Genomic DNA, 22,966 nt, shown 5'->3' with positions numbered 1-22,966 from the left:
CGCGTCCGTCGCAGAATGGAGGCATGGCGGGTTCGGCGGAGCAGGCGCGGCACTGGCGGTACGCGGCGCTGCCCGACGTCGATCTGCTGCGGGCCCGCTATGTCAGCCGGACTTTCGCGCGGCACACCCACGAGCACTTCGTGATCGCGGCGATCGCCGAGGGCGTCGACGTCTTCCACCACAGCGGTGCCGACCGGCACGCGGGGCCGGGCTCCCTCGCCCTGGTCAACCCCGACACTCCGCACACGGGCCGGGCCGGCGACCCCGGGGGCTGGCGCTACGGAGCGGTCTACCCGGCACCGGACGTGGTCGCCGCCATCGCGGCCGAGACGACGGACCTCCGCGGTACGCCCGGCTTCATCCGTCCGGTGCTCGACGACCCGTACGCCGTGGCCCTGGTGCACCACGTGCTGCGCGCGGCGGAGGAGGGCAACGCGCTCGCCGCCGACACGCTGCTCCGGGTCGCGGTGACCCGGCTGCTGCGGCTCAACGGCGGGAACCTGCCGCAGCGCACCGTGCGCACGGCGGGCGCCAGGACCGCGGCACGCGCGCGTACCGTCCTCCAGGAGAACCTCACGGACCCACCGAGTCTGGAGCGGCTCGCCACGGAACTCGGCACGGGCCCCTTCGCTCTGCTGCGCGCCTTCCGGGACACGTACGGGATGCCGCCGCACGCCTGGCTCACCGACGCGCGCGTGCGCAGGGCCCGCCATCTGCTCGACGCGGGCACCTCACCCGCCGAGACGGCTGTCGCCGTGGGCTTCACCGACCAGCCACACCTCAATCGGCACTTCACCCGCATCGTGGGGGTGCCGCCGGGGGCGTACCGGCGCGAGCGCAAGAACGTACAAGACCCGGCGGCGGACCTGCTCGTACCGTCCGACGCGTGGCAGAACAGAGGCCCCTTGCGGGCATAGACCAAGAAGAGCCCTGCCGGGCGGAGGGTGCCTCCTCACAGGCATGGAAGCAGGCCTCCCTGGCGGCGGCAGAAGCCGACAAGGAGAAGCCGGATGCCGCTGTCGTCCGAGACGCGCTCGGTGTCGGCGTCGCCGTCGGCCTCTCCGGCTTCGCCTTCGGGGTGACCTCCGCGGGCAGCGGCCTCACCCTGCTCCAGACCTGTGCGCTCAGCCTGCTGGTGTTCACCGGCGCCTCGCAGTTCGCCCTGGTCGGCGCGCTCGCGGGCGGCGGGAACCCGTTCACGGCCGCCGCCGGCGCCTTCTTCCTGGGGGTGCGCAACGCGTTCTACGGGCTCCGCCTCTCCCAGCTGCTCGCCCTACCCCGCGCGGTGCGGCCGTTCGCCGCGCACTGGGTCATCGATGAGACCACGGCCGTCTCGCTCGCCCAGCCCACGCGGCGCAGTGCCCGCATCGGCTTCACGGTCACCGGAATCAGCCTGTACGCCCTGTGGAACATCACCACACTGCTCGGAGCCCTGGGCGCGGAGGCGATCGGTGACACCGACGCGTGGGGACTCGACGCGGCGGGGCCCGCGGTCTTCCTGGCGCTGCTCGCACCGATGCTGCGGACCGCGACGGAACGCGCCGTCGCGGGCATCGCCGTCCTCCTCGGGCTCGGTCTGCTGCCGGTCCTGCCGGTGGGTGTGCCTGTGCTCGTGGCGGCGCTCTCGGTGCCGATCGTTCTCTACGTCGAAGGCCGACGGGCACACCGCAACGGCGCGCGGAGGGAGGACCGTTGAACATCTGGATCGCCATCGGAGCGACCGTCGTGGGCTGCTACCTCGTCAAGCTCGCGGGGCTGCTCGTGCCGGCGGGGGCACTGGAACGCCCGCTCGTCCGCCGGATGGCAGCCCTGCTGCCCGTCGCTCTCCTCGCGGCGCTCACGGCCCAACAGGCCTTCGCCGACGGACGGGCGCTCGTCCTGGACGCGAGGGCGGGAGGGCTCGCGGCAGCGGCCGTGGCGCTGCTGCTGCGCGCGCCGTTCCTCGTCATCGCCGCGGCCGTCGCCGTCACAGCGGGGCTGCGGGCGCTGACGGGGTGAGGGACGAGCCCTGGTGCGCTCTCAGGCGATGTCCCGTCCGTACGCCCGGAGCGTGCGCAGCGCCTGGATGGTGACGATGGGCCGCGCCTCCATGGACGTGCCGGGTGCCCACTGCCGCCAGCGCACCGGCCAGCCGCCGTCCGCCGCCTGGTCCCGCACCAGGAAGTCGAGGGAGCGTTCCATCTCCGCGTCGGTGAACCACGAGCGCGCGAGCGATTCCGGGTCTTTCGCGAAGTCGTGCGGAAAGTGGTGTTCTCCCGGTGCGTAGCCGGGCTGCACCGGACAGGCGTCGAGATCGTCCGGATCCAGCGCCACGAGCCGCTGCGCCCGCACGAGGCGGCCCAGACGGTCGGCGGCGGCACGCGCGCGTGGGCGGTCCGGCGCACCGTCCAGGAAGGCGACGGCCGCCTGGATCTCGTAGGAATGCGACTTCTCCAGTGACTCGACGGCCGTCCAGCAGAAGTCCGTGGCCCGGAAGAGCCAGGCGTGCCACACCTCGTTGCGGTGCAGCAGACCCACCACGGGACCGGTGGCGAGCAACTCGCTGGGCGGGTCGTCCACGATCGGCATGAAGGGCGCCGAGGGGTACCCGCGCTGGCTGGGATGGATCGCGGGAAGGGCGCCCTCCGACGTCGACACCGACGTCAGGTAGCGGCACACGCGCTCCACCCGCTGCCCGCCGCAGCGGCGGATCGAGTCCAGGACGCCCAGCGCGTGCCCGGTGTGCAGCGGCTGGCTCACGGGGCCGCGGAGATCGGGCTCGAGCGCGTAGCCGTACCCGCCGTCCGCGGTGGCGTACGAGGTCAGGGCGGTCTCCACCGCGTCCGCGGCCGCGTCGCCGCCCGCGCCTTCGAGGAAGTGGTACGCGAACCGTCGCTGTTCCAGGACGCGCGCGGTGAGCCAGACGAAGCGCTCGGCGCGGGCGAGCGGGGAGAGCGCCGCGTCGGGTGAGGGCACTGCGGGGGATGCTCCGGTTTCGGCCATGCACCGACCGTAGGACGGAAAGCGTTCTCGACGAGCCCCCTGCGCCCGGCTGCACCCTCAGGGGCGTGATACTGGAGTCATGCGGTTGACGGTCTTCTGGCAGCGGATGGCGGCCCACTTCGGTGCGGGGTACGCCGACTCCTTCGCGCGCGATCATGTGATGGCGGAACTGGGCGGCCGTACGGTCCATGAGGCGCTGGAGGCGGGCTGGGAGGCCAAGGACGTCTGGCGTGCGGTGTGCACGGCCATGGACGTACCCGCCGAAAAGCGCTGACCAGGGGCGGTTCGGTGACGCCGGGGAAGCTCCACGCGCGCGTGGGCCGTCCCAAGCCCGTCCCAAGATGTGAGGGTGGCGTCCGATCGACGCCGACGTGGGCGAGACTTGCTCCGTGGCACCGACAGACGAGACCGCGCAGGTCACCCAGGACACCGCTCCGCCCGGCACGACGCCGCCCGCACAGCCCCCCGCCGGGGCCGAGGCAGGGCACGGCGCCCGCATGCCGCGCTGGCTGCCGCGCGCCATGGTTCTCGCCCTCGCGCTCGTCGCCTGCTTCCAGCTGGGCAGTTGGGCGTTCCATCAGCTGACCGGGCTGTTGATCAACGTATTGATCGCGTTCTTCCTGGCGCTCGCGGTCGAGCCCGCGGTGAGCTGGATGGCTGCGCGCGGGATGCGCAGGGGCTTCGCCACGTTCCTGGTCTTCCTGGGCGTCGTGATCGCCAGCGCCGGCTTCGTCGCCTTGATGGGGTCGATGCTCGCGGGCCAGATCGTCGACATGGTCGAGGACTTCCCGGACTACCTGGACAAGGTCATCAGCTGGATCAACCAGACCTTCCACACGGACCTCTCCCGCGTCGAGGTCCAGGACAGCCTGGTCCACTCCGACTGGCTGCAGAAGTACGTGCAGAACAGTGCCAGCGGTGTCCTGGACGTCTCCGCGCAGGTGCTGGGCGGCCTCTTCCAGCTCCTGACGATCCTGCTGTTCTCGTTCTACTTCGCGGCCGACGGGCCGAGGCTGCGGCGCGCGCTGTGCTCGGTGCTGCCGCCCGCCAAGCAGGCCGAGGTGCTGCGGGCCTGGGAGATCGCGGTCGACAAGACCGGCGGCTACCTCTACTCGCGCGGCCTGATGGCGCTGATCTCCGGGATCGCGCACTACATCCTGCTCCAGGTGCTCGAAGTGCCCTACGCGCCGGTGCTCGCCGTGTGGGTGGGCCTCGTGTCCCAGTTCATCCCCACCATCGGCACGTATCTGGCGGGCGCTCTGCCGATGCTGATCGCCTTCACGGTCGACCCCTGGTACTCGCTATGGGTGCTGGTCTTCGTGGTCATCTACCAGCAGTTCGAGAACTACGTGCTGCAGCCGAAGCTCACCGCCAAGAGCGTGGACATCCACCCCGCGGTCGCGTTCGGCTCGGTCATCGCGGGCACGGCGCTCCTCGGCGCGGTCGGGGCGCTCATCGCCATCCCCGCCGTCGCGACGCTGCAGGCGTTCCTCGGGGCGTACGTGAAGAGGTACGACGTGACGGACGACCCCCGGGTGCACGGGCACCGGCGCCGGGTCGGAGCGCCTCTCCTCGCCCGGATGCGGCGAGCGCTGCGGGGGCCGAACCGGCCGGAGGCCCCGGCGGAGCCCGGCGGCTCTTCGCCGAAGCCGGGCAAGCGCCGGTAGGGGAGAGCGGGAGCCGGTAGCGGTGAGTGCCGGGGAGCAGCGGCGAGCGCCGCCGTCCCCGGCGTGCCACGCTTGACACTAAATTCGAACATCCATTCTCATGGGTTGTCCGGCGGCGATTCTGCGGGGCGGGCGGGGGCGTCCCCGGGACGCTCCAGAGGATTTCGGTAGGTGATGACCTCGAGTTATCCACAGGCTGGACGGGCGTCGGGGCGGATTGTCAGTGGCAGGCGTTAGCGTCTTTGACGTGAAGCGATCGACTCAAGCAAATCGGGTGGAACCCATGGCAGGAACCGACCGCGAGAAGGCGCTCGACGCCGCGCTCGCACAGATTGAACGGCAATTCGGCAAGGGCGCAGTGATGCGCATGGGCGAGCGGCCGAACGAGCCCATCGAGGTCATCCCCACCGGGTCGACCGCGCTCGACGTCGCGCTCGGCGTCGGCGGCATCCCCCGCGGCCGTGTGGTGGAGGTGTACGGACCGGAGTCCTCCGGTAAGACGACCCTCACCCTGCACGCCGTGGCCAACGCCCAGCGGGCGGGCGGCGCGGTGGCCTTCGTGGACGCGGAGCACGCCCTCGACCCCGAGTACGCGAAGAAGCTCGGCGTCGACATCGACAACCTCATCCTGTCCCAGCCGGACAACGGCGAGCAGGCTCTCGAGATCGTCGACATGCTGGTCCGCTCCGGCGCCCTCGACCTGATCGTCATCGACTCCGTGGCCGCCCTGGTGCCGCGCGCGGAGATCGAGGGCGAGATGGGCGACTCGCACGTGGGTCTGCAGGCCCGCCTGATGAGCCAGGCGCTGCGAAAGATCACCAGCGCGCTCAACCAGTCCAAGACCACCGCGATCTTCATCAACCAGCTGCGCGAGAAGATCGGCGTGATGTTCGGTTCTCCGGAGACCACGACCGGTGGCCGGGCGCTGAAGTTCTACGCGTCGGTGCGCATGGACATCCGCCGCATCGAGACCCTGAAGGACGGCACGGACGCGGTGGGCAACCGCACCCGCGTCAAGGTCGTCAAGAACAAGGTCGCGCCGCCCTTCAAGCAGGCCGAGTTCGACATCCTCTACGGCCAGGGCATCAGCCGCGAGGGCGGCCTGATCGACATGGGAGTCGAGCACGGCTTCGTCCGCAAGGCGGGCGCCTGGTACACGTACGAGGGCGACCAGCTCGGTCAGGGCAAGGAGAACGCCCGCAACTTCCTGAAGGACAACCCCGACCTCGCCAACGAGATCGAGAAGAAGATCAAGGAGAAGCTGGGCGTCGGCGTGAAGCCCGAGACTCCGACCGAGGAGCCGAGCACGGACGCGGCGGCCGTTGCCCCGGCTGCCGACGACGCCAAGACGGTGCCCGCACCGGCGGCCAAGGCCGCCAAGTCCAAGGCCGCGGCGGCCAAGAGCTAGTCCGTGACGCGACGAACCGACTGGGCGGACCACACCGCCCCCGAAAGCCGCACCGGTGCTGCCGGGCGGGGCCACGGGGGCGGTGTGGATCAGGACGGCGCGGGCCGGTACGCCGACCGGGGTGACGGTGACGGTTTCCAGGACGAAGGCTTCCAGGAGAGCGGGGGATACCAGGACGGCGAAGGCTTCCAAAACGGTGGAGGCTTCCAGGACGGTGGCGGCCGCAGCCGTGGGCGCCGACGCCGCCGCGGTCGATTCGGGGACTCCGACAGCCCCGGCGGCCACCAGGACAGCGGTTCCCCTTCCTCGTCGAGGGCCGAGAAGGGGGAGCCGCCCACGGATCCGGCGGAGCGGGCGCGGGCGATCTGCCTGCGCCTCCTCACCGGGACCCCCCGCACGCGCAAGCAGCTCGCCGACGCGCTGCGCAAGCGGGAGATCCCCGACGACATCGCGGAAGAGGTCCTCTCCCGTTTCGAAGAGGTCGGCCTGATCAACGACAGCGCCTTCGCGGACGCCTGGGTGGAATCCCGGCACCACGGCCGGGGTCTGGCCCGCCGTGCGCTCGCGCGGGAGCTGCGCACCAAAGGCGTGGAGTCCACGCTGATCGACGAGGCCGTGGGCCAGCTCGACGCGGAGCAGGAAGAGGCGACCGCGCGCGAGCTCGTCGCCCGCAAACTCCGCTCCACGCGGGGCCTCGACCGCGACAAGCGCCTGCGCCGCCTCGCGGGCATGCTCGCCCGCAAGGGGTACGCCGAGGGCATGGCGCTCCGCGTGGTCCGGCAGGCGCTCGAGGAAGAGGGCGAAGAGACCGACGACCTGGGGTACGAGGGGTTCTGAGCGGGCCGCCCCCACGGGGGTGGGGCGGCAGCCGGAACGCTCCGCGTGCCTCGGCTCGGGCTCCGCAGGGTGGGGGTAACCCCCCTGCGGAGACGCCGGGTTGCCGCAGTGCACAGCAACCTGTGCACAGGCGACTGTGTACGCATGGCAGAGGAACCTGGCAGGTCCCGCGCGGAACGGCCCGCGACCCGGGCCGACGGCCCGCACGAATCGAGCGAGGCCGAGGGCCCGCGAGAGCTGAGTGACCTGCGCGTCCTGAGGGCGCTCGCGCAGCCTCGGCGGCAGCAGATGCTGCAGCACCTCACCGTGCACGGACCGGCCACCTCCGCGACGCTCGCCCGAGCCCTCGGGCTCAACACCGGTGCGACCAGCTACCACCTGCGCGAACTCGCCCGCTATGGCTTCGTCGAGGAGACGCGCGGCTCAGGGCACGGACGTGAGCGCTGGTGGCGCGCCGTCCCGGGCGACCGGCGATTTCCGCCGCGCAGCAGGCAGAGCCCCGAGATGCGGCTAGTCATGGACGAGCTCAACCGCCTCTCGTACGCGGCCGACCTGGAGCTCTTCGCGCAACTGCAGCGGGAGCGCAGCCGGGGACAGGAGCGGCCGGACGCCTCCAGCACCAGGGTCACCACCGGCACCGGCATCGACGCCAGCACCGGCACTGCCACCGGCATCAGCACCGGCACCCGCACCGGCCCCAGCCCCGCCGAGTGGGCCGACGCACTGCCCTACTCACGCGGCACGATCCGGCTGACCCTCCCCGAACTCCGCGAGTTCTTCGAGGAGTACATCGCGCTGCTCAACCGCTACAAGCGGTCCGATGCCGACACCCCGGACGGCGCTCGCACCGTCCTCACCCGCTTCCTGGCCTTCCCCGCGCCCGCGGCCTCCTCGGCCCCCTCCTCCGACAACCGAAAAGAGTCCGAGCCCTCATGATGCTGCGCTACGCACTGCAGACCGTCAGGGACCGCAAGGGCGGATTCGTCGGCGCCTTCCTCGCGCTGATGTGCGCCGCGGCCCTGATCACGGCCTGCGGCACTCTCCTGGAAACCGGTCTGCGCGGCACGATCAAGACCGAGCGCTACGCCGCGGCCCCCGTGATCGTCTCCGCCGATCAGAACGTGCACCAGACCACGATCAAGCACAAGAAGGGCAAGACCAAGGTCAAGCACAAGGCGAAACCGATCGCCGAACGCGCGTGGCTGCGGGCCGACGCCATCGAGCGCAGGATCAAGAGCGCCCCGGGAGTCGGCTCGGTCGTCCCCGAACTCACCTTCATCGCGCAGCCGATGAAGCCCGGATCCACCACGGGAGCGGGGCCTGCCGACGGGGGCGACACACCCACGTACGGGCACGCCTGGGAGTCCGCCGCCCTCACCCCCTTCCGTCTCGTCGACGGCAAGGCCCCGCGGACCTCGCACGATCTCGTGATCGACCGCGGCCTCGCCGAACGGGCGGGGCTGCGCCCCGGCGACCGCCTCACCGTCCAGTCGACGCAGAGCCCGCGCGACTACCGCATCACCGGAGTGGCCGCGCCCGAGAACGGCGCCCTGCGGCACCAGACGTCGCTCTTCTTCTCCTCCGAGGAGGCCGAACGGCTCGCCGCACACCCCGGAAAGATCACCGCCTTCGGCGTGGTACCGACCGACGGCACCACCGTCACCGAGCTGAAGAAGGCGGTGGAGCAGGCCGTCGAAGGAACGTCGGCGCAGGTCAGCGCCGAGGACGACCGGGGTCCCGTGGAGTTCCTGGACGCGGCGGGAGCGCGCGTCAAGCTCGTCAGTATGGGCGGGGCCATGGGCGGCACCTCCCTCCTCGTCGCCGTCCTCGTGGTGGTCGGCACCTTCGCCCTCTCCATCCAGCAACGCCACCGCGAACTCGCACTGCTGCGTGCCGTCGCCGCGACCCCGAAGCAGATCCGGAGGCTTCTCGGCCGTGAGGCAGTGATCGTCGGTGGGGTGGCGGGCGCCGTCGGTGCCCTCGCCGGGCTCCCGCTCGGCGGTTGGCTGCACGAGCGGTTCGTGGCGACGGGCGCCGTGCCCGCCACCCTCGAGCGCACCGTCAGCGTCTTCCCGCCCCTCGTCGCAGTCGGGGCCGCCGTGCTGGGCGCCTGGGCCGCCGCACGTATCGCCGGGAGAAGGGTCGTCCGCATCCGCCCGGCGCAGGCCCTCTCCGAGGCGCGGGTCGAGCGCCGACGGCCCGCCTGGAGCAGGATCGTCGCCGGTCTGGTGCTGCTTGTCGGTGGCGTCGTCCTGGTCGCCGTGCTGAGCGTGCTCCGCACCGAGGCGGCGTCGACCCCCGTGACGTTCCTGACGGTCGTGGTCTTCGCCGGCGCCATCGCACTCCTGGGCCCGTTCGTCGTCCGAGCGGCGGCCGCACTCCTGCGGGGCCCGCTGCGGATGACCGGTCCCGGCGGCAAGCTCGCCCACGCCAACCTACGCGGAAACGCGGCCCGCATGGCCGCCGTCGTGACACCGCTCGCCCTCCTCACCGGCATGGCCTGCACCGTCCTCTTCGTCCAGCCCACCCTCGACGACGCGGCCCGCGCCCAGGCCCGCGACGGCATCCGCGCGAACTGGGTGCTGGCCGCCCAGGGCCCCGGCGTTCCGGCGCAGGCCGCGCGGAAGCTGCGTACGACCGGCGGGGTGGAAGCCGCCACCGAGGTCGTCCGCACGACAGTGCGCGTGGGGCTCGACAAGTACCCCGCGCAGGGCGTCACTCCCGAGAACCTCGCCCGGACCTGGGATCCGGACGTCACCGCCGGATCGATCGAGGACCTCGGCGCGGAAGACGTCGCCGTCAGTGAACTGGCCGCCGACCGGCTCGGGCTGAAGCCGGGCAGCACGCTGAAGCTCACGTTGGGAGACGGCACGAAGACCGAACTCACCGTGCGCGCCATCTACGCACGCGGGCTCGGCTTCGGGGATCTGACCATGGCGCACGACCTGGTCGCCGGGCACGTGGACAACCCGCTCGCCGCCACGGTCCTCGTCAGGAGCGACCGTACACAGGAACAACTCGCGGCGGCCGTCGATGAGTTCCCGGGCCTGAGTGTGCTCACTCCGGCAGCCGCGGACAGCCTTCAGACGGAGAGCCGCCGCACCAACGCCGAGGTGAACCTGCTGGCGATGGGGCTCGTCCTCGCCTTCACCGCCATCGCCGTCGTCAACACGCTGGCGATGTCCGTCTCGGAACGCATCCGTGAGTTCGCGATGCTGCGCCTGGCCGGGGCGACGCGCCGCCAGGTGCTGCGGATGCTCCGGACCGAGGCTCTGGCCGTCCTGTTGATCGGCACCGCGCTCGGCAGCGGGGTGGCGCTCGCCGTCCTGACCGCGTTCAGCATCGGCATGACCGGGAGCGCGGCGCCGACGGTCGTCCCTCTGGTGTACGTCTCCGTGCTCGCCGTCGCCGGCCTGCTCGCCCTGACCGCGACCGCCCTGCCGGGCCGCGCCGCCCTGAGGCCGCGCCCTGTCACGGTGGCGACGGCCAAGGAGTAGGCGGCGCGGTCAGGGGCCGGGCCGGGCGGCGCGGGCCGGTCTCATGACTCGGTGGTCACCACGGGCAGCCCCGCCGCCCGCCACGCCTGGAAGCCTCCCGTGAGGTCGGTGGCGTGGCGGAGCCCCAACTGCCGCAAGGAGACGGCCGCGAGGCTGGACGCGTATCCCTCGTTGCAGATGACGACGACGGGCAGATCGTGGCCCGTGGCCTCCGGAGCACGATGACTGCCCTGGGGATCGAGGCGCCACTCCAACTCATTGCGCTCGACGACGAGTGCGCCGGGGATCAGCCCGTCCCGCTCCCGCAGCGCCGCATAGCGGATGTCGACCAGCAGGCCACCGGCCTCGGCGGTTTGGTACGCCTCCTCCGGAGAGAGCCGGTCGAGGTCGAGCCGTACGCGCTCCAGCAACTCGTCGATGCCCACCGGCCGGTCGTCGCCCACTGCCTGTTCGTCGCTCACTGCCAGTCCTCAGGGCGCTCGACTGACTCCAGGCGGAGCACGTCACCGGTACGGCTGTAGCGGCGGATCCGTGGCAGCGGCGGGTAGTACGCGTGCACGGAGACGGCATGCTCGGTCGTCGACTCGTTGAGCACCTCGTGCACGTGGTTCCGGCCGAAGGCGCGGCCCTCGCCGGGCGTCAACTCCCGTTCGCGGTCCACGTCGTCGGAGAGCTCCAGGGTCTTCCACCCATCGGTGGGCAGGCGCGCGGCCAGGGAGTTCTCCTTGAGGGTGCCCGCCGCGGTGAGGAAGGCGCCGACTGATTCCGCGTGGTCGTGCCAGCCGGTGCCGGTGCCGGGCGGCCAGCCGATCAGCCAGGCCTCGCTGCCGCCGGGCCCCTCCAGCCGTACCCAGGTACGGCCCTCGGGGTCGAGGGGCAAGGAGGCGATGAGTTCGGAGTCCGCCGCGGTGCGACGGACGAAGGCGAGGAGTTCGGCGGCGGTGGGTGCCGAGGAGCGCGTCGGCGCGGGCGCGGCGGAGGAAGGGGCAACAGACACGGATACCGTCCTGGAGGTTCGCGGAAAGCGCGCACGACACACCCCGGAGAGGTGCTCGGTGCGCGAGGGAGGAGTGCGAATTCAGCAGGACAGGTGACACACGCAGCCTGCGTAGCGGACGAGGTCCATATGGACCCTCCGCCACAGGTGCACATCGGTGTCGGTCACGATCCGGAGTAGACCACGGGGGTGCAGACCGGTCAACCCCGGCTCAACATGCGAACAGGGGCCGTCCACGTACGCCGTTCAGAGTGAACACCGCCTTCATCCCGAATGCCGTGCCGCCCCCGCCGAGCTCTCCTGCTCGCCCGTGACCGTGCTGTCGGACTGCCCCGCGCCGTCCCCGCGCCCTGTCGGAGCGGGACCTCCCAGTGCCGTCTCGGCCGCCGCGTACAGCTCGGCCGGACGTACCCCGGACAGTGCGGTGATCAGGTGGCCGTCGGGGCGCACGAGCAGGACCGAGTGGGCCGCGGCACCGGGGTAGCTCTCCGCGACGAGCAGCTCGGCCGCGTGCGGCAGGGCCGTGACCGCGGCGGCGAGCCGCGGCATGATCCCGGCGGTCACCCAGTGCCGCCGCTCCCACACCATGGTGCCCGGCGCGACGAGGACGACGATCAGGTGCCCGAGGCCGAGGCGGTCGCGCAGCTGAACGAAGGACCCGTCCGGCGCCGTCACCCGTACATCGGCGACCGGAGCGCCCGGCTCCGTCTCGACCGCGGTGACGGACTCCGACGGAGCGGGTGCCAGCGGGGAATCGGCGTACGACGAGGGGGCGCCCAGGGGGCCGCGCCCCACGTGACCGTCCGTGAGGAGCGTGTCGTGCCCGCGGGCGGTTCCGGGGACGTACGAGCGCAGGTTCTTGCTGCCGCGCAGCGCGGGCAGCGACTGGTCGGCGGCGCGCAGCCGCGCGGCCACACCTGCCCGGCGCTCGACCTGATAGCTGTCGAGCAGCGCATCGCGCGCGCCGTGGTGCCAGGCGAGCCCCAGCTTCCACGCCAGGTTGTCGGCGTCCCGCAGTCCTTCGTCGAGCCCCTGGGTGCCGAGCGCGCCGAGCAGGTGCGCGGCGTCACCGGCGAGGAAGGCGCGGCCGACCCGCCACCGCCGGGCGAGTCGGTGGTGGACGGTGTGCACGCCCGTGTCGAGGAGTTCGTACGGCGGTGTGGAGCCCCCGCACCAGCCCGCGAGGGTCTCCCGGATGCGGACGACGAGGGCGTCGGGCGTCACCAGGTCGCCGCGCGGCGGCAGCAGCCAGTCGAGCCGCCACACTCCGCCGGCCAGCGGCCGCCCCACCACCTCGGCGCCCCCGTGGCGCCACGGAGGCATCCGATGCAACAACGCCTGACCGGGCCAGGGAAGTTCCGTGCGCAGTGCGGCCACGGCGTGTCGTTCGACGGCCGTACGTCCCGGGAAGCGGACGTCGAGGAGTTTGCGCACCGTGGAGCGCGAGCCGTCGCAGCCCACGAGGTAACTGCCGCGCCACCAGGTGCCCTTGGGGCCGCGGGTGTGGGCGGTCACGCCGCCGGCGTCCTGTTCCAGGGAGTCGAGTTTGCTGTCCACCGCGACCTTGACCAGCCGCTCGTCGGCGATGGCCTCGCGCAGCGCGGCGGTCAGCTCGTGCTGCGGCAGGTGCAGGGGCGCCGGGGTCGCCTCGTCGAAGTCGAGCTCCCGCATCAGTTGCTTGCGCCGCACCGAGCGCCAGCCCGTCCACCGTGCGCCTGTTTCCGCGTCGCCGAACGAGTGACCCGCGAGGCGCTCGGCGAACGCCGCGGTGTCGTCCCGGAGGACGACGGTCCGCGCGGGTCGCTGTTCGTCCTTGCCGGGTCCCTCGTCGAGGACGACGGTGGGCACCGAGTGGCGGGCGAGGGCGAGTGCGAGCGCGAGTCCGACGGGGCCCGCGCCGACGACGATCACCGGGTCCACGGCGCACATCCTCCGGCCCGGCGGGCTCCGAGGGTCCGGGCTGCCCGGATGCTCTGGACGTACGTACAGGAACTGGCAGTTGGAGCCCGGTGCACGATCACAGAACGTATGCAACCTATTGCCGGTGCTTGCGTCAAGCGACGGCGGCCCCGACGGGACCCACGGCGCCACCCCTCTGTCCGATCGTCACATCGCAGGCCGACGGGCCCGTCCGAAAACGGTAAGGGGCGACGTCCCATGGACGCCGCCCCTTACCTCGACTCGTAAGCCGCGGCCCACTCAGCCCGATTTGCCGGGCGGTTCGTCGGTCTTGGCGGCCGCCTGCTCGGCCTCGACCGTCGGGCCCTTCGGGTCGGACGGGTCGAGCGCCCCCGGAGCCTCGGCGGGCTCGGCTGCCGCGGCGACGGCGATGCCCGTCTTGGCGCGGCGTCCGCGCTTCTCCACCCAGGTGGCCAGGCCGGAGAGCGCCATGCACATCGCCACGTAGATCGTGCCGACGACCATGATCACCGGGACGTAGATGTACTGGCCGTTGACGAGGGTCGTGTTGGCCAGCTGTCGGGCCGCGTACAGGAGCTCCGCGTACGTGATGATGTAGCCGAGCGAGGTGTCCTTGAGCGTGACCACCAGCTGGCTGATGATCGTCGGCAGCATGGACCTGACCGCCTGCGGCAGCAGCAGCATCGTCATCACCTGGGACTTGCGCAGTCCCAGTGCGTACGCCGCCTCCACCTGGCCGCGCGGCACGGCGTTGAAACCGGCTCGCAGCACCTCTGCCTGCACGGCGCCGTTGTAGACGGCCAGACCGATGACCAGGGCCCAGAAGCCGTTGTTCTCGCCGACGAATCCCAGGTCACTCTTGTAGGTGAGGAAGAGCACCCAGAGGGCGTAGATCGTGATCAGCAGCGGGATGGCACGGAACAGCTCGATGAATCCCGTGGCCAGCCAGCGGATCGCCCGGTGGTCCGACGCGCGGGCGACCGCGAGCAGGGCGCCGAGCACCAGGGACAGCGCACCGGCGAGCGCGAAGACCTTCAGCGTGGTGAAGATGCCGTCACGGATGGCGATCCGCACGTTGGCGTAGTTGAAGGTGTTCCAGACCTCGGACGCGAAGTGGCCCCGGTCGGCCAGCCGCATGATCACGAAGGTGATCAGGCCGATGATCGCGAGCGTTCCGATGACCGAGTAGATGCGGTTGCGCATCCGGGCCCTGGGGCCCGGGGCGTCGTACAGGACGCTGGAGCTCATCGTGCGACCTCCAGGCTCCGCTCGAGCAGCCGGAACAGGCCGCTGATGGTGAATGTGATCACGAGGTAGCCGAGCGCCACCCAGAGGAAGAGCCAGGCGATGGCGAAGCCCTGGTCGCTGAGGACCTTCTGCCACCCGAACAGCTCCGTGACGCTGAAGGCGCCCGCGATGGCCGAGTTCTTGGTCAGGGCGATGAAGATGCTGCTCAGCGGCGGCAGAACGGTGCGCACGGCCTGGGGCAGGACGATCGTTCCGAGGGTCTGGAAGAACGTCATGCCGAGCGAGCGGGCGGCCTCGGCCTGCCCGAGCGGGACGGTGTTGATACCGGACCGTACGGCCTCGCAGACGAACGACGAGGTGTAGACGCTGAGCACGATCAGCGCCTTGGTCCACGGGTCGAAGCCGAAGTCGAAGACCTGCGGCACGGCGAACCAGATGGTCAGGAAGAGCAGCGTCAGCGGCGTGTTCCGGAACAGGGTGACCCAGGCGGCGCCGAAGAACCGCAGCGGCGGTACCGGCGAGACCCGGAAGCCGGCGAGCACGACGCCAAGGATCAGCGCGAGCACGCTGCTGGCCACGGTCAGCCAGACCGTGCCTATGAATCCCTCGCGGAATTCCGCGAAGTGGTCGAGCAGTACGTTCACGGGGATGTCCTCGTGGGCGGCAGTGGTCGGGCAGGGTGAGCCGGTCCCCGTACGCACCGTGATGCGTACGGGGACCCGGTCAACTCACTGCCGGGGAGTGGGACGAGCGGTTCGGCGCGGTCAGTAGCGCTCGAGGGCCGGCGGCTCGGTGTACTTGGACTTCGACAGGCCGAGCGTCGCGTCGTACGCCTTCTTGTAGTCGCCGTTCTTCTGGTGCGCCTCGATGGCGTCCGCAATGGCATCGCGCAGGGCCTTGTCGTCCTTGCTCATGCCGACGCCGTACGGCTCCTTGGTGAAGGGCTTCTCGACGACCTTCAGCGCCTTCGGCTGCTGCGCCGCGTACCCCTTGAGGATGGCGTCGTCGGTGGTGACGGCGTCGACCTCCTTGTTGATGAGCTGCTGCACGCACTCGGAGTACTTGGCCAGCTCGACGGTCTTCGCGCCGTACTTCGACTTCTTGATCTCCTGGAGCGGAGTGGAGCCGACGATCGAGCAGACCTTCTTGCCCTTCACGGTGTCCGGACCGGTGATGTCCTTCTCATCCGCGCGGACGAGGAGGTCGGCGCCCGCCATGAAGTACGGACCGGCGAAGCCGACCTGCTTCTTGCGCTCGTCGTTGATCGTGTACGTGCCTACGTAGAGGTCGACGTCGCCCTTGGAGATGGTGGTCTCGCGGACGCCGGAGTCGATCGTCTTGAACTCGATCTGGTCGGGCTTGAAGCCGAGGTCGGCGGCGACCATCTTGGCGATCTCGATGTCGAAGCCGGAGCGCTTGCCCGCACTGTCCTTGAAGCCCAGGTACGGCTGGTCGTCCTTGGCGCCGATCACGATCTTGCCGGCCTTCTGGGCCTTCTTCAGGACCGAGGAGTCGACCTTGACGTCGGACTTCACGTCGTACGTGGGCAGCTTGGGCGCGTTCTTGCCGCCGGTGGGGTCCTTCGGCTTGTCGCCGGCCGTGCCCTCCTCGCCGCCGCATGCCGTGGCGGTCAGGGCGAGAGCGGCGACGACGGCCGCCGCAGCAGCGGACTTGCGGAGCTTCATGGTGAACATCCTCTGTTTCGACTGGTGTTGAGACGGCGTGGGAGCCTCAGTGCTTAAGGATCTTCGACAGGAAGTCCTTGGCCCGGTCGCTGCGCGGGTTGTTGAAGAACTGGTCCGGCACGGCCTCCTCGACGATCCGACCGTCCGCCATGAAGACGACACGATTGGCCGCGGAGCGCGCGAAGCCCATCTCATGGGTGACGACGACCATCGTCATCCCGTCCCGGGCGAGCTGCTGCATGACCTCGAGGACCTCGTTGATCATCTCCGGGTCGAGCGCCGACGTGGGCTCGTCGAAGAGCATCACCTTGGGGTCCATCGCCAACGCACGCGCGATGGCGACGCGTTGCTGCTGGCCGCCGGAGAGCTGCGCGGGGTACTTGTCGGCCTGGGAGGCGACGCCCACACGGTCGAGCAGACCGCGTGCCTTCGCCTCCGCCTCCGCCTTGCCGATCTTGCGCACCTTGGTCTGGCCCAGCGTCACGTTCTCGAGCACGGTCTTGTGCGCGAAAAGGTTGAAGGACTGGAAGACCATGCCGACGTCCGCGCGGAGCCTCGCGAGCTCCTTGCCCTCCTGGGGCAGCGGCTTGCCGTCGATCGAGATGCTTCCCGAATCGATGGTCTCCAGGCGGTTGACGGCGCGGCACAGGGTCGACTTGCCGGACCCGGAGGGGCCGATCACGACGACGACCTCACCGCGGGCGATGGTCAGGTCGATGTCCTGGAGCACGTGCAGAGCGCCGAAGTGCTTGTTGACGTTCTTCAGCACGACCAGGTCGTCCGCCCCGGGCGGTATCGCGTCCTTGGTCACCGATACTTCGGTCACGGCTTGTTGCTCCATCCTCCTCGGTTGGGAGGACAGTAATAACCCAGTGCGACCAGCGTCATTACATCTGAGGGGAAATTGAGCATAACGATCCGGCCGCAACCGGACACTCCGTGTGAAGAGGGTCCACGGAGTGCGTACCGGGTGGGTAACGGAACGTGCTCGTGAGCCGAACCCTCTTGACGTGGTCCTTATGCATCGGCGTGGATGCCTTGATGGCTCGTGCCCCGACGGCGCGTGTCCGGGGTGCCTCCGAGCATCGACCATGATGACCTGCCGCGACGGAACGACCGATGAACTGGAGGGGGCCCCTATGAGACTGCTTCTCGTCGAGGACGACGACCATGTGGCGGCCGCCCTGTCCGCGGTCCTGGCCCGGCACGGCTTCGACGTCAAGCACGCCCGCAACGGCGAGGAGGCTCTGCAGGCCCTGCTGCCCGCGGAAACGCCCCCCTTCGGAGTGGTGCTCCTCGACCTGGGTCTGCCCGACCAGGACGGCTACGAGGTGTGCGGCAAGATCCGCAAGCGTGGCTCGACACCCGTGATCATGGTGACGGCCCGCTCGGACGTACGCTCCCGGATCCACGGCCTCAACCTCGGGGCCGATGACTACGTAGTGAAGCCGTACGACACCGGGGAGCTCATCGCCCGCATCCACGCCGTCATCCGGCGGCCCACCCCCGGCAGTGCGCCGGCTTCGGAGGGCAGCGATCTTCGGCTCGGATCCGTGCACATCGAGCTGCCCACGCGGCAGGTCACCGTGGACGGTTCGGTCGTCCAACTGACCCGCAAGGAATTCGACCTGCTCGCTCTCCTCGCACAGCGCCCCGGAGTGGTCTTCCGCCGGGAGCAGATCATCAGCGAAGTGTGGCGCACCAGTTGGGAAGGGACCGGGCGCACGCTGGAGGTGCACGTGGCCTCCCTGCGCTCCAAACTGCACATGCCGGCCCTGATCGAGACCGTGCGCGGCGTCGGCTACCGCCTCGTCGCCCCGGCCGCGTAACCAGGAGCAAGGACAGGTGCGTTCCCGCCTCCTCCCGCTGCTGATCGTCCTCATGGCGGGCGTACTGCTCGCGCTCGGCTTCCCGCTCGCCGTCAGCGTCGCCGCGGCCCAGCAGCAGAAGGTGGTCGTCGACCGGATCGACGACACGGCCCGCTTCGCCTCGCTCGCGCAGTTCGTCACGAAACGGCCCACCGGCCCCCTTGGTCTGGGCGGCACGGACGAGCGCCGCGAGACACTGCAGAACGAACTGGACGACTACTACGACGTCTACGGCATCCGCGCGGGCGTCTTCTACCGCGACGACGGCGCCATGGCCCAGTCCCCGAACGACTGGTTCCTGCCCCGCCACGGAGCCCTGCGCAGCGCCTTCGAGGAGGCGCTGCGCTCGCGCGGCAGCCACGACCCGGAGCAGGTCTGGCCGTGGCAGCGGGGGCGGCTCGCCGTCGCCTCACCGGTGATCAAGGACGGCGACGTCATCGCGGTCGTCGTCACGGACTCGCCGACCGGACGCATGCGCTCCGAGACGCTGCGCGGCTGGCTGCTCATCGCCGCGGGCGAGTCGGCGGCGATGCTGCTGGCCGTGGGCGCCGCCCTGCGGCTCACCGGCTGGGTGCTGCGCCCGGTGCGCATCCTGGACGCGACCACGCACGACATAGCGACGGGACGCCTCAAGTCCCGGGTCGCGGCGGCGGGCGGCCCACCGGAACTGCGGCGCCTCGCCCGTTCGTTCAACGAGATGGCCGACAACGTCCAGGACGTCCTGGAGCAGCAGCGCGCCTTCGTCGCCGACGCCTCCCACCAACTGCGCAACCCCCTCTCGGCGCTCCTGCTCCGCATCGAGCTCCTCGCCCTCGAACTGCCCGAGGGCAACGAAGAGGTCGCCTCGGTCCGCACCGAGGGCAAGCGGCTGGCCCAGGTCCTCGACGACCTGCTCGACCTCGCGCTCGCCGAGCACGCCGAGGCGGACCTGTGCGTCGTCGACATCGGAGAGCTCACCGCCGAGCGCGTTGCCTCCTGGCGGCCGCTCGCCGACGAGCGGGGCGTGCGGCTGACGGGCGACTGCCCGGCCACCACCGGCTGGGCCGACCCGATCGCCCTCTCCAGCGCGCTGGACGCGGTGATCGACAACGCCCTGAAGTTCACGCCGGAAGGAGGCGCCGTGCAGGTGGCGGTCGCGTCCGGCAACGGAACAACGACCGTCGTGGTCGCCGACGGCGGGCCCGGCCTGACCGAGGACGAGCTCGCCCGTGTCGGCGACCGCTTCTGGCGCAGCAACCGCCACCAGAACGTGCGGGGTTCGGGGCTCGGCCTGTCCATCTCACGGACCCTGCTCGCGGCGGGCGGCGGCTCCATCGCGTACGCACGTCACGAGCCGCACGGCCTGCGGGTGACGGTCAGCGTCCCGCGCAGCGAGCCCCTGGGGGCGGCCTGACGGGCGGCTCGGCGCCGCGGACGACGGGTCAGGGCTTGACCGAGCGGTAGTAGCGGCGCGCCCCGTCGTGCAGCGGGAGCGGGTCCGTGAACAGTGCGGTGCGCAGATCCACCACCTGCGCCGCGTGCACCTGGTCGCCGATGTGGTCGCGGCTGTCGATGACGGTGCGGGTCAGCTGCTCGGTGAGCTCGGGATCGGTGCGGTCCGTGGTCACCAGGAGGTTCGCCACGGCCAGCGTCGGTACGGCGGAGCCCTGTTGGGCCTCGGGATACGCGTCGGCCGGCATCGTCGCGGCCCGGTAGTACCGCGAGCCGCCGCCCTGCTTGTGCAGCGCCTCTACGAGGTAACCCAGCTTCACGAGCTTGATGTCCATCTCCTCGGAGAGGGCACGCACGGAGTTGGTCGGCAGACCGCCGGACCAGAAGAACGCGTCGATGGAGCCGCTCTTCAGGAGGCCGGGCATGGTGTCTATCCCGGCGGCCACCGGCTTGATGTCGGTTTTCGGTTCGAGGCCCGCGGCGTCCAGCACCCGGTCGGCTATCAGCCGCACCCCTGAGTGGTCCTGGCCCACCGCAACGCGCTTGTCGCGCAGATCGGCGACGTTCTTGATCTTCGAGGACCGGGGCACGATGAGTTGCACGTAGTCGTCGTACAGGCGCGTACAGCCCCGCAGCCGGTACCAGCCCGGTGCGGCGTCCAGGCGGTACGTCTCCACCGCGTCGGCGGCCGCGATCGTGAAGTCGGACTTGCCGGTGGCCACGCGCGCGACGTTCTGCTGCGATCCTTCGCTGTTGAGGAGCTTGACGTCGACGTCCGGCATGTCCTTGGAGATCGCCGTCTCCAGGAGCTTGCCGTACCGCTCGTAGACGCCTTCCCTCACGCCCGTGCTGAACGCGATCCGCCCGCTCGGAGACTCCTCGCCCACGGGCAGCAGCCACCACATCAGCAGGCCGAACACGATGAGGGCCGCGGCGGAACCCTGCAGGGCGCGGCGCCTGCTGATCTGGGGGAGTGCCTTGAGCATGCGCGCGATCCTGCCAGCCCACTCACCGTGATGACCAGGGGAGAGGTCACACCGGGCGGTCGCGGAGCCCGGTCGTCCCCGGCCCCCGGGCGCCGCAGTCGCAATCCGCGGGCACGCGCGCGTGGCGACCCCGTACCCTGGGGGGCGAGATGAGCGCGAAGACTTACGAGGTGCGCACCTACGGGTGCCAGATGAACGTCCATGACTCCGAGCGGCTCTCCGGGCTGCTGGAGGACGCCGGCTACGAACGTGCGCCCGAAGGAGCCGATGGCGACGCCGACGTCGTCGTCTTCAACACGTGCGCCGTGCGCGAGAACGCCGACAACCGTCTGTACGGCAATCTCGGCCGCCTGGCTCCGATGAAGACCAAGCGTCCCGGGATGCAGATCGCCGTCGGCGGCTGTCTGGCCCAGAAGGACCGCGACACCATCGTCAAGCGGGCCCCTTGGGTCGACGTCGTCTTCGGCACGCACAACATCGGCAAGCTGCCGGTCCTCCTGGAGCGCGCCCGCGTCCAGGAAGAGGCGCAGGTAGAGATCGCCGAGTCGCTGGAAGCCTTCCCGTCGACGCTGCCGACCCGCCGCGAGAGCGCGTACGCGGCCTGGGTCTCCATCTCCGTCGGCTGCAACAACACCTGCACCTTCTGCATCGTGCCCGCGCTGCGCGGCAAGGAGAAGGACCGCAGGACCGGCGACATCCTCGCGGAGATCGAGGCGCTCGTCGGCGAGGGCGTCTCCGAGATCACCCTCCTCGGCCAGAACGTGAACGCGTACGGCTCGGACATCGGCGACCGCGAGGCCTTCAGCAAGCTGCTGAGGGCCTGCGGCAAGATCGACGGCCTGGAGCGCGTGCGCTTCACCTCCCCGCACCCGCGGGACTTCACCGACGACGTGATCGCCGCCATGGCCGAGACGCCGAACGTGATGCCGCAGCTCCACATGCCGCTGCAGTCCGGCTCGGACCCGATCCTCAAGGCGATGCGCCGCTCCTACCGGCAGGATCGTTTCCTGGGCATCATCGAGAAGGTCCGTGCGGCCATGCCGGACGCGGCCATCTCGACCGACATCATCGTGGGCTTCCCCGGCGAGACCGAGGAGGACTTCGAGCAGACGATGCACGTGGTCCGCGAGGCCCGCTTCGCGAGCGCCTTCACCTTCCAGTACTCCAAGCGCCCCGGGACCCCGGCGGCCACCATGGAGGGCCAGATCCCCAAGGAGGTCGTCCAGTCGCGCTACGAGCGCCTGGTGGCCGTCCAGGAGGAGATCTCCTGGGAGGAGAACAAGAAGCAGGTCGGCCGCACCCTGGACCTCATGGTCGCCGAGGGTGAGGGCCGCAAGGACGGCGCCACCCACCGCCTCTCCGGCCGTGCGCCCGACAACCGCCTGGTCCACTTCACCAAGCCGGACACCGAGGTGCGCCCCGGCGACGTCGTGACCGTCGAGATCACCTACGCGGCGCCGCACCACCTGCTCGCCGAGGGCGCCGTCCTGAACGTGCGTCCCACGCGCGCGGGCGACGCCTGGGAGAAGCGGAACACCGAGGCGGCAGCGAAGCCCGCGGGCGTGATGCTGGGTCTGCCGAAGATCGGCGCCCCGGCACCGCTGCCGGTGGCGACGGGCAGCGGCTGCGGCTGCGACTGACGGAGTCGGGGCCCACCAGGGGGCGTTACGCTGCGGATCATGCTTGTCGCCGCAGCCGTCTGCCCTTGTCCGCCGGTGCTCGTTCCCGAGGTCGCCGCGGGTGCCGCTCCTGAGCTCGATGCCGCGCGTGCGGCCTGTTCGGACGCCATCGCGGTGCTCGCCGCCGCCCGGCCCGACCTCCTCGTCGTGATCGGTCCCGCCGAGGAGAGCGGGCGCGGACCGCATCCGCAGGGCGCGCGCGGGTCGTTCCGGGGTTTCGGCGTGGACGTGGACGTCCGTCTCGGGCCGGTGCCGCCCGGAGGGGAAGCGGAAACCGCTTCCGATGCCGTGCGGCGTGAGCTTCCGCCGTCGCTCGCGGTCGGGGGCCGGCTGCTCGAGCGTGCGCGCTGGTCGGCCGCGCCCGTGGAAGGTCTCGGCGTGGGGGAACCACTCGAGGCCGAGCGGTGTATCCAAGTCGGAGGGGGCATCGGGGCCCGAGCCGACCGAGTGGCACTGCTGGTGATGGGCGACGCCAGCGCGTGCCGCACGCTGAAGGCGCCGGGGTACCTCGACGAGCGGGCCGCCGGCTTCGACGCGGAGGTCGGGCGTGCGCTCGGAGGGGCCGACGTCGAGGCGCTGAAGGCGCTGGACGTGGGCCTCGCGTATGAACTGAAGGCGGCGGGCCGTGCTTCCTGGCAGGTGCTCGCCGGGGCGGCGGACGGCGCGGGTCTGAGTGGCGAGCTGCTCTACGAGGACGCGCCGTACGGCGTGGGGTACGTGGTGGCTGCCTGGTCGTAGCCGGGCTCCCACGGCGGTTCGGC

General features: G+C 70.9%; 23 protein-coding genes. 13 read left to right on the top strand and 10 right to left on the bottom strand.

Annotated features, from left to right (window positions below):
• Window positions 1–23 precede the first annotated feature (23 nt).
• Genes DEJ48_RS10130 through DEJ48_RS10120 form a run of 3 tightly spaced genes read left to right on the top strand, consistent with a single transcriptional unit; the run spans window position 24 to window position 1,998 of the window.
• Window positions 24–917 carry an AraC family transcriptional regulator gene (locus DEJ48_RS10130; protein WP_150215838.1) on the top strand — a complete coding sequence of 298 codons (894 nt, stop codon included), beginning with the start codon at window positions 24–26 and terminating at the stop codon, window positions 915–917.
• A gap of 59 nt (window positions 918–976) precedes the next feature.
• The gene (locus tag DEJ48_RS10125) at window positions 977–1,696 is read left to right on the top strand and encodes an AzlC family ABC transporter permease (protein ID WP_150221095.1); all 720 of its coding nucleotides are present in this window, start codon (window positions 977–979) and stop codon (window positions 1,694–1,696) included.
• Entirely contained in the window at window positions 1,693–1,998 is a 306-nt protein-coding gene (locus DEJ48_RS10120) for an AzlD domain-containing protein (RefSeq protein ID WP_150215837.1), read from the top strand. Before DEJ48_RS10125 ends, DEJ48_RS10120 begins: the two co-directional genes overlap by 4 nt.
• A gap of 21 nt (window positions 1,999–2,019) precedes the next feature.
• Here DEJ48_RS10120 and DEJ48_RS10115 read toward each other — a convergent pair whose 3' ends face one another.
• Window positions 2,020–2,982 carry a hypothetical protein gene (locus DEJ48_RS10115; protein WP_150215836.1) on the bottom strand — a complete coding sequence of 321 codons (963 nt, stop codon included), beginning with the start codon at window positions 2,980–2,982 and terminating at the stop codon, window positions 2,020–2,022.
• Between the two features lie 79 nt (window positions 2,983–3,061).
• Here DEJ48_RS10115 and DEJ48_RS10110 point away from each other — a divergent pair, with 79 nt between their 5' ends.
• From DEJ48_RS10110 to DEJ48_RS10085, 6 genes are all read left to right on the top strand, one after another.
• Window positions 3,062–3,256: a DUF3046 domain-containing protein gene (locus DEJ48_RS10110; RefSeq protein ID WP_055564104.1), complete on the top strand. Its 195-nt coding sequence runs from the start codon at window positions 3,062–3,064 to the stop codon at window positions 3,254–3,256.
• Window positions 3,257–3,371: 115 nt separating this feature from the next.
• Window positions 3,372–4,649 (top strand): AI-2E family transporter, encoded by a 1,278-nt coding sequence (locus DEJ48_RS10105; RefSeq protein ID WP_150215835.1) that lies wholly within the window; start codon window positions 3,372–3,374, stop codon window positions 4,647–4,649.
• 283 nt (window positions 4,650–4,932) lie between these two features.
• On the top strand, window positions 4,933–6,057 hold the full coding sequence (gene recA / locus DEJ48_RS10100) for a recombinase RecA (protein ID WP_150215834.1): 1,125 nt from the start codon (window positions 4,933–4,935) through the stop codon (window positions 6,055–6,057).
• A 3-nt stretch (window positions 6,058–6,060) separates the two neighbouring features.
• Complete coding sequence (gene recX / locus DEJ48_RS10095; RefSeq protein WP_150215833.1) at window positions 6,061–6,894, top strand: recombination regulator RecX; 834 nt, start codon at window positions 6,061–6,063, stop codon at window positions 6,892–6,894.
• Window positions 6,895–7,038: 144 nt separating this feature from the next.
• Entirely contained in the window at window positions 7,039–7,830 is a 792-nt protein-coding gene (locus DEJ48_RS10090) for an ArsR/SmtB family transcription factor (RefSeq protein ID WP_223831985.1), read from the top strand.
• On the top strand, window positions 7,827–10,391 hold the full coding sequence (locus DEJ48_RS10085; protein ID WP_150215832.1) for an ABC transporter permease: 2,565 nt from the start codon (window positions 7,827–7,829) through the stop codon (window positions 10,389–10,391). The genes DEJ48_RS10090 and DEJ48_RS10085 overlap by 4 nt, the downstream gene beginning before the upstream one ends.
• 41 nt (window positions 10,392–10,432) lie before the next feature.
• On the opposite strand, the gene DEJ48_RS10080 is transcribed toward DEJ48_RS10085, so the two are convergent.
• From DEJ48_RS10080 to DEJ48_RS10050, 8 genes are all read right to left on the bottom strand, one after another.
• Window positions 10,433–10,852, bottom strand: coding sequence for a rhodanese-like domain-containing protein (locus DEJ48_RS10080; RefSeq protein WP_150215831.1), 420 nt, complete (start codon window positions 10,850–10,852; stop codon window positions 10,433–10,435).
• Complete coding sequence (locus tag DEJ48_RS10075) at window positions 10,849–11,388, bottom strand: cysteine dioxygenase (protein WP_150215830.1); 540 nt, start codon at window positions 11,386–11,388, stop codon at window positions 10,849–10,851. Before DEJ48_RS10075 ends, DEJ48_RS10080 begins: the two co-directional genes overlap by 4 nt.
• An 81-nt stretch (window positions 11,389–11,469) precedes the next feature.
• Window positions 11,470–11,541 (bottom strand): putative leader peptide, encoded by a 72-nt coding sequence (locus DEJ48_RS40945; RefSeq protein ID WP_317850954.1) that lies wholly within the window; start codon window positions 11,539–11,541, stop codon window positions 11,470–11,472.
• A 111-nt stretch (window positions 11,542–11,652) separates the two neighbouring features.
• Window positions 11,653–13,308: an FAD-dependent monooxygenase gene (locus DEJ48_RS10070; RefSeq protein ID WP_150215829.1), complete on the bottom strand. Its 1,656-nt coding sequence runs from the start codon at window positions 13,306–13,308 to the stop codon at window positions 11,653–11,655.
• Window positions 13,309–13,587: 279 nt separating this feature from the next.
• Window positions 13,588–14,556, bottom strand: coding sequence for an amino acid ABC transporter permease (locus DEJ48_RS10065; protein ID WP_150215828.1), 969 nt, complete (start codon window positions 14,554–14,556; stop codon window positions 13,588–13,590).
• Window positions 14,553–15,200 carry an amino acid ABC transporter permease gene (locus DEJ48_RS10060; protein ID WP_150186559.1) on the bottom strand — a complete coding sequence of 216 codons (648 nt, stop codon included), beginning with the start codon at window positions 15,198–15,200 and terminating at the stop codon, window positions 14,553–14,555. The genes DEJ48_RS10065 and DEJ48_RS10060 overlap by 4 nt, the downstream gene beginning before the upstream one ends.
• A 120-nt stretch (window positions 15,201–15,320) precedes the next feature.
• Window positions 15,321–16,241, bottom strand: a complete 921-nt coding sequence (locus DEJ48_RS10055) for a glutamate ABC transporter substrate-binding protein (RefSeq protein WP_150215827.1) — start codon at window positions 16,239–16,241, stop codon at window positions 15,321–15,323.
• 46 nt (window positions 16,242–16,287) lie between these two features.
• A complete protein-coding gene (locus tag DEJ48_RS10050; RefSeq protein ID WP_150172958.1) occupies window positions 16,288–17,067 on the bottom strand; it encodes an amino acid ABC transporter ATP-binding protein in 780 nt (259 codons plus the stop codon).
• 313 nt (window positions 17,068–17,380) lie between these two features.
• Between DEJ48_RS10050 and DEJ48_RS10045 the strand changes: the two genes are divergently transcribed.
• Window positions 17,381–18,070 carry a response regulator transcription factor gene (locus tag DEJ48_RS10045; protein WP_150215826.1) on the top strand — a complete coding sequence of 230 codons (690 nt, stop codon included), beginning with the start codon at window positions 17,381–17,383 and terminating at the stop codon, window positions 18,068–18,070.
• 16 nt (window positions 18,071–18,086) lie between these two features.
• On the top strand, window positions 18,087–19,502 hold the full coding sequence (locus DEJ48_RS10040) for a sensor histidine kinase (protein ID WP_150215825.1): 1,416 nt from the start codon (window positions 18,087–18,089) through the stop codon (window positions 19,500–19,502).
• Between the two features lie 28 nt (window positions 19,503–19,530).
• Here DEJ48_RS10040 and DEJ48_RS10035 read toward each other — a convergent pair whose 3' ends face one another.
• On the bottom strand, window positions 19,531–20,526 hold the full coding sequence (locus DEJ48_RS10035) for a TAXI family TRAP transporter solute-binding subunit (RefSeq protein ID WP_150215824.1): 996 nt from the start codon (window positions 20,524–20,526) through the stop codon (window positions 19,531–19,533).
• 149 nt (window positions 20,527–20,675) lie between these two features.
• Between DEJ48_RS10035 and miaB the strand changes: the two genes are divergently transcribed.
• Window positions 20,676–22,166 (top strand): tRNA (N6-isopentenyl adenosine(37)-C2)-methylthiotransferase MiaB, encoded by a 1,491-nt coding sequence (gene miaB, locus DEJ48_RS10030; protein ID WP_150215823.1) that lies wholly within the window; start codon window positions 20,676–20,678, stop codon window positions 22,164–22,166.
• A gap of 39 nt (window positions 22,167–22,205) precedes the next feature.
• On the top strand, window positions 22,206–22,943 hold the full coding sequence (locus DEJ48_RS10025) for a class III extradiol dioxygenase subunit B-like domain-containing protein (RefSeq protein ID WP_150215822.1): 738 nt from the start codon (window positions 22,206–22,208) through the stop codon (window positions 22,941–22,943).
• Window positions 22,944–22,966 lie beyond the last annotated feature (23 nt).

It is taken from the genome of Streptomyces venezuelae (genome assembly GCF_008642315.1).
GTDB classification, from domain to species: Bacteria; Actinomycetota; Actinomycetes; order Streptomycetales; family Streptomycetaceae; genus Streptomyces; species Streptomyces venezuelae_D.
The sequence above is the reverse complement of the archived record's forward strand: the minus strand, read 5'-3'. Positions and strand labels throughout refer to the sequence as shown.